This window comes from Pseudomonas sp. P5_A2_2 (genome assembly GCF_054177685.1).
Window position 1 is genome coordinate 1 of the sequence record NZ_JBGCUL010000334.1, and the last position, 4,641, is coordinate 4,641.

A 4,641-nucleotide genomic window follows, 5' to 3' on the forward strand; every position below is an offset into this window, starting at 1 on the left:
GATATGCCCCGGGCGAATCTGAACGCCGGGGGTGCGAGGGGAAGAGCAGGATCTGTACCAGTAATACCCTGAATCGAAAAATATGCTTAAGTTAATGATTTGTAACGGTATTGCTGTATGTGTCCAGACCGGTTTCGGGGGCGGGGCGTCCGGAATGCCGAACATGTTTAACTTTCGCGTTCGGCTCTCCGAAACGGATCGCGGTCTTGTTTAAGATTTCAACGGGTCAAATCATCACTGACGACTAAAGAAACGCTCGCGCCGGTCGATGCTCCTTCAAGGGATCTTTTTCTTCAGGAGTTCACATGTCCTTATCTGTTGGTATTCCCAATGCCGCCGGCATCACCATCGGTGGCAAATCGGCCACTACCCTTCGTGCCCTGAGCGACGCAACAGCCGATGCGGCTGCTCAAGCGCCGGGTGCTAAGAAAAGCGACGGTAACCAGGTCAAGACGAGCCCGGTAGGTCTGGGGGAGAGTGCCGGCGCACAGGCCGAATCGGACACCAGCGATAACACCAGCATTGCGGTGAAGGTCCTGCTCAAGCGCCTGAAGGAGTTGCAGCAGCAATTGCGCGAGCAACAGCAGCAACTGGCGCAAGCCCAGGCGGCGTCCTATCCGACTCCGCAAGCCAAGACCACCGCGGTAGCGGCCATTCAGGGGCAGGTGGCCGACACCAACGGCGCCATCCTGCAAGTGAGTGCGAGCCTGATCAAGGAGCTGGCCAAGGGTTCCGGCACGGGATCGGTGGTCAACACCACGGCATGAGTTGAATGCCGTTTTTTCGCTGAACATCTCTGAAAGCACTTTTCAGGTCGTTGACAAATACCGGCAGGGTTCGCATAGTTTGCTTCACGCAAACGTTTGCGCGGCTCCAGTGATGGCTTTCCATCACGGTGGGTCGTGAAGCTTACGCCAGCGCAAGCGTTGCTCACAATAATCATAAGATCGGAGTGAACCCATGAAGCTGCCATTCGCTGGACGTCTTCTCGCTGTCGCTATGCTGGCTGCCGCATCCGCTGCACTGCCTGTCTCTTCGGCCTTTGCTGAAACCACGGAAAAACCGAAAGTCGCGCTGGTCATGAAATCCCTGGCCAACGAGTTCTTCCTGACCATGGAAGACGGCGCCAAGGCCTACCAGAAAGATCACTCCGGCGAATTCGAGCTCATCTCCAACGGCATCAAGGATGAAACCGACACCGCAGGCCAGACGCGCATCGWCGAGCAAATGATCCTGGCCAAGGTCAATGCACTGGTGATTGCGCCGGCAGACTCCAAGGCCATGGTTCCGGTGATCAAGAAAGCCATCGATGCCGGTATCACCGTGATTAACATCGACAACCAGCTGGACCCCGCCGTCGTCAAAAGCAAAAACATCAATGTTCCGTTCGTAGGCCCGGACAACCGCAAGGGCGCACGGCTGGTGGGGGATTACCTGGCCAAACAGCTGAAGGCCGGTGACGAAGTCGGCATCATCGAAGGTGTGTCCACCACCACCAATGCCCAGCAGCGCACAGCGGGTTTCAAGGATGCGATGGAAGCGGCGCAGATCAAGGTCGTGTCCCTGCAATCCGGTGACTGGGAGATCGACAAGGGCAACAAGGTGGCCGCGTCGATTCTCAGTGAATACCCGCAAACCAAGGCCCTGTTGGCCGGCAACGACAGCATGGCGGTCGGTGCGGTGTCTGCGGTGCGCGCCGCGGGCAAGGCCGGCAAGGTGCAAGTGGTCGGCTACGACAACATCAATGCCATCCAGCCAATGCTCAAGGACGGTCGCGTGCTGGCCACCGCGGACCAGTTCGCGGCCAAACAGGCGGTGTTCGGCATAGAGACTGCGTTGAAAATTCTCAAGGGTGAAACGGTCGACAGCGGCGCCAATGGCGTGATCGAAACGCCGGTAGAACTGGTCACCAAGTAGCCTTCTGGCGACGCAACGGCGCTCGTCCAGCCGGACGAGCGCATGGAGAGTTTTTATGTCAGTTTGCGCTCCGAACGCTGTCCTCTCGGTCAGCGGTATCGGCAAGACCTACGCCCAACTGGTCCTGGCCGGCATCGACCTGACGCTCATGCGCGGGGAAGTGCTGGCGTTGACCGGCGAGAACGGTGCAGGCAAAAGCACGCTTTCGAAGATTATTGGCGGGCTGGTGGCGCCGACCACCGGCCAGATGCAGTTTCAGGGGCAGGACTATCGTCCGGGTAGCCGGGCTCAGGCTGAAAACCTCGGTATCCGTATGGTGATGCAGGAACTCAATCTGCTGCCGACCTTGTCGGTGGCGGAAAACCTGTTTCTCGACAACCTGCCCAGCAACGGCGGCTGGATCAATCGCAAGCAGTTGCGCAAGGCTGCAATCGAAGCCATGGCCCAGGTTGGGCTCGACGCCATTGACCCGGACACCCTGGTCGGCGAACTGGGTATCGGCCATCAGCAAATGGTCGAGATCGCCCGCAACCTGATTGGCGATTGCCATGTGCTGATTCTCGACGAGCCGACGGCGATGCTCACTGCGCGCGAAGTCGAAATGCTGTTCGAACAGATCACCCGCCTGCAGGCTCGCGGCGTATCGATCATCTACATCTCCCACCGCCTCGAAGAGCTGGCGCGCGTCGCGCAACGCATTGCCGTGCTGCGCGATGGCAATCTGGTTTGCGTCGAGCCAATGGCCAACTACAACAGTGAGCAGCTGGTCAACCTGATGGTTGGGCGCGAACTCGGCGAACACATCGATATGGGGGTGCGCAAGATCGGCGCCCCTATGTTGACGGTCAAGGGCCTGAGCCGTGCCGACAAGGTTCGCGACGTGTCGTTCGAAGTCCGTGCCGGAGAGATTTTCGGCATTTCCGGTTTGATTGGCGCGGGGCGCACCGAGTTGCTGCGTCTGATCTTCGGTGCCGATATCGCCGACAGCGGCACGATTGCCCTGGGGTCGCCGGCGCAGGTCATCAATGTACGCTCGCCAGTGGATGCGGTCGGTCATGGCATTGCCTTGATCACCGAAGATCGCAAGGGCGAAGGCCTTTTGCTGACCCAATCGATCGGCGCCAATATCGCCTTGGGCAACATGCCCGGTATCTCCGGCGCTGGCTTGGTCGACAGCGATGAGGAGAACGCCTTGGCCCAGCGTCAGATCGACGCCATGCGCATCCGCAGCTCCGGTCCGGCACAGTTGGTGTCCGAGTTGTCCGGCGGCAATCAGCAGAAAGTCGTCATCGGCCGTTGGCTGGAGCGCGATTGCTCGGTGCTGCTGTTCGACGAACCGACCCGCGGCATCGACGTCGGCGCCAAGTTCGATATCTACAACCTGCTCGGTGAGTTGACCCGCAAGGGCAAGGCACTGGTGGTGGTCTCCAGCGACCTGCGCGAGCTGATGCTGATCTGCGACCGGATCGGCGTGCTGTCGGCGGGCCGCCTGATCGATACATTCGATCGCGACAGCTGGACCCAGGATGAGTTGCTCGCCGCTGCTTTTGCCGGCTACCAAAAACGTGATGCGCAGCTCTTTGAAGCTGCGCCTGGGGATCTTCCATGAAAACCGCTTCTTTCGCCGGCAAACGCAATGGCAACTTCTACGGCCTGGGCACCTATCTGGGCCTGGCGGGTGCCTTGTTGGCGATGATCGTGCTGTTCTCGGTGCTGAGCAGTCACTTCCTGTCCTACGATACTTTCAGCACCCTGGCCAACCAGATTCCGGATCTGATGGTGCTGGCGGTCGGCATGACCTTTGTGTTGATCATCGGTGGCATCGACCTGTCGGTAGGTTCGGTGCTGGCATTGGCGGCTTCGACCGTGAGCGTGGCGATTCTTGGCTGGGGCTGGGGCGTGCTGCCGGCGGCGCTGCTGGGCATGACCGTTGCGGCGCTCGCCGGTACCATCACCGGCTCGATCACTGTGGCATGGCGGATACCATCGTTCATCGTGTCCCTGGGCGTGCTGGAAATGGCTCGCGGGGTGGCGTACCAGATGACCGGCTCGCGTACGGCCTACATCGGCGATGCGTTCGCCTGGTTGTCCAACCCGATCGCCTTCGGCATTTCACCGTCGTTCATCATCGCGTTGCTGATCATTTTCGTCGCCCAGGCCGTGTTGACCCGCACGGTGTTCGGTCGCTACCTGATCGGTATCGGCACCAACGAAGAGGCGGTGCGGTTGGCGGGGATCAATCCCAAGCCTTACAAAATCCTGGTCTTCAGCCTGATGGGGTTGCTGGCCGGTATTGCCGCGTTGTTCCAGATTTCCCGCCTGGAAGCCGCCGACCCGAATGCTGGCTCCGGTCTTGAGTTGCAAGTGATCGCGGCTGTCGTGATCGGCGGAACCAGCCTGATGGGCGGGCGCGGTTCGGTGATCAGCACGTTCTTTGGCGTGCTGATTATTTCCGTGCTGGCTGCGGGGCTGGCGCAGATCGGGGCAACCGAGCCGACCAAACGCATCATTACCGGCGCGGTGATCGTGGTGGCGGTAGTGCTGGACACCTATCGTAGTCAACGCGCAAGCCGGCGGACCTGAGTCATGGCGACTATCAAAGATGTGGCAGCCCTTGCCGGCATTTCCTACACCACGGTTTCCCATGTGGTGAACAAGACCCGCCCGGTCAGTGAAGAAGTGCGGATCAAGGTCGAGGCGGCAATCCAGACCCTCGACTACGTC

General features: G+C 59.9%; 5 protein-coding genes. All 5 read left to right on the forward strand.

Annotated elements, in window-relative coordinates; genetic code table 11:
* Positions 1-305 precede the first annotated feature (305 nt).
* Positions 306-767, forward strand: a complete 462-nt coding sequence (locus ACXRVY_RS17675; protein WP_223457142.1) for a hypothetical protein — start codon at positions 306-308, stop codon at positions 765-767.
* 193 nt (positions 768-960) lie between these two features.
* The gene (locus tag ACXRVY_RS17680; protein WP_458237873.1) at positions 961-1,917 is read left to right on the forward strand and encodes a substrate-binding domain-containing protein; all 957 of its coding nucleotides are present in this window, start codon (positions 961-963) and stop codon (positions 1,915-1,917) included.
* A 55-nt stretch (positions 1,918-1,972) separates the two neighbouring features.
* The gene (locus tag ACXRVY_RS17685; RefSeq protein ID WP_457265805.1) at positions 1,973-3,526 is read left to right on the forward strand and encodes a sugar ABC transporter ATP-binding protein; all 1,554 of its coding nucleotides are present in this window, start codon (positions 1,973-1,975) and stop codon (positions 3,524-3,526) included.
* The gene (locus tag ACXRVY_RS17690) at positions 3,523-4,500 is read left to right on the forward strand and encodes an ABC transporter permease (protein ID WP_223457149.1); all 978 of its coding nucleotides are present in this window, start codon (positions 3,523-3,525) and stop codon (positions 4,498-4,500) included. Before ACXRVY_RS17685 ends, ACXRVY_RS17690 begins: the two co-directional genes overlap by 4 nt.
* A 3-nt stretch (positions 4,501-4,503) precedes the next feature.
* The coding region (locus ACXRVY_RS17695) for a LacI family DNA-binding transcriptional regulator (protein ID WP_458237874.1) at positions 4,504-4,641 on the forward strand (138 nt) is incomplete at its 3' end.

Coding starts and splice junctions, on each gene's coding strand:
- ACXRVY_RS17675 (WP_223457142.1), top strand. CDS start 306: ATGTCCTTATCTGTTGGTATTCCCAATGCCGCCGGCATCACCATCGGT.
- ACXRVY_RS17685 (WP_457265805.1), top strand. CDS start 1,973: ATGTCAGTTTGCGCTCCGAACGCTGTCCTCTCGGTCAGCGGTATCGGC.
- ACXRVY_RS17690 (WP_223457149.1), top strand. CDS start 3,523: ATGAAAACCGCTTCTTTCGCCGGCAAACGCAATGGCAACTTCTACGGC.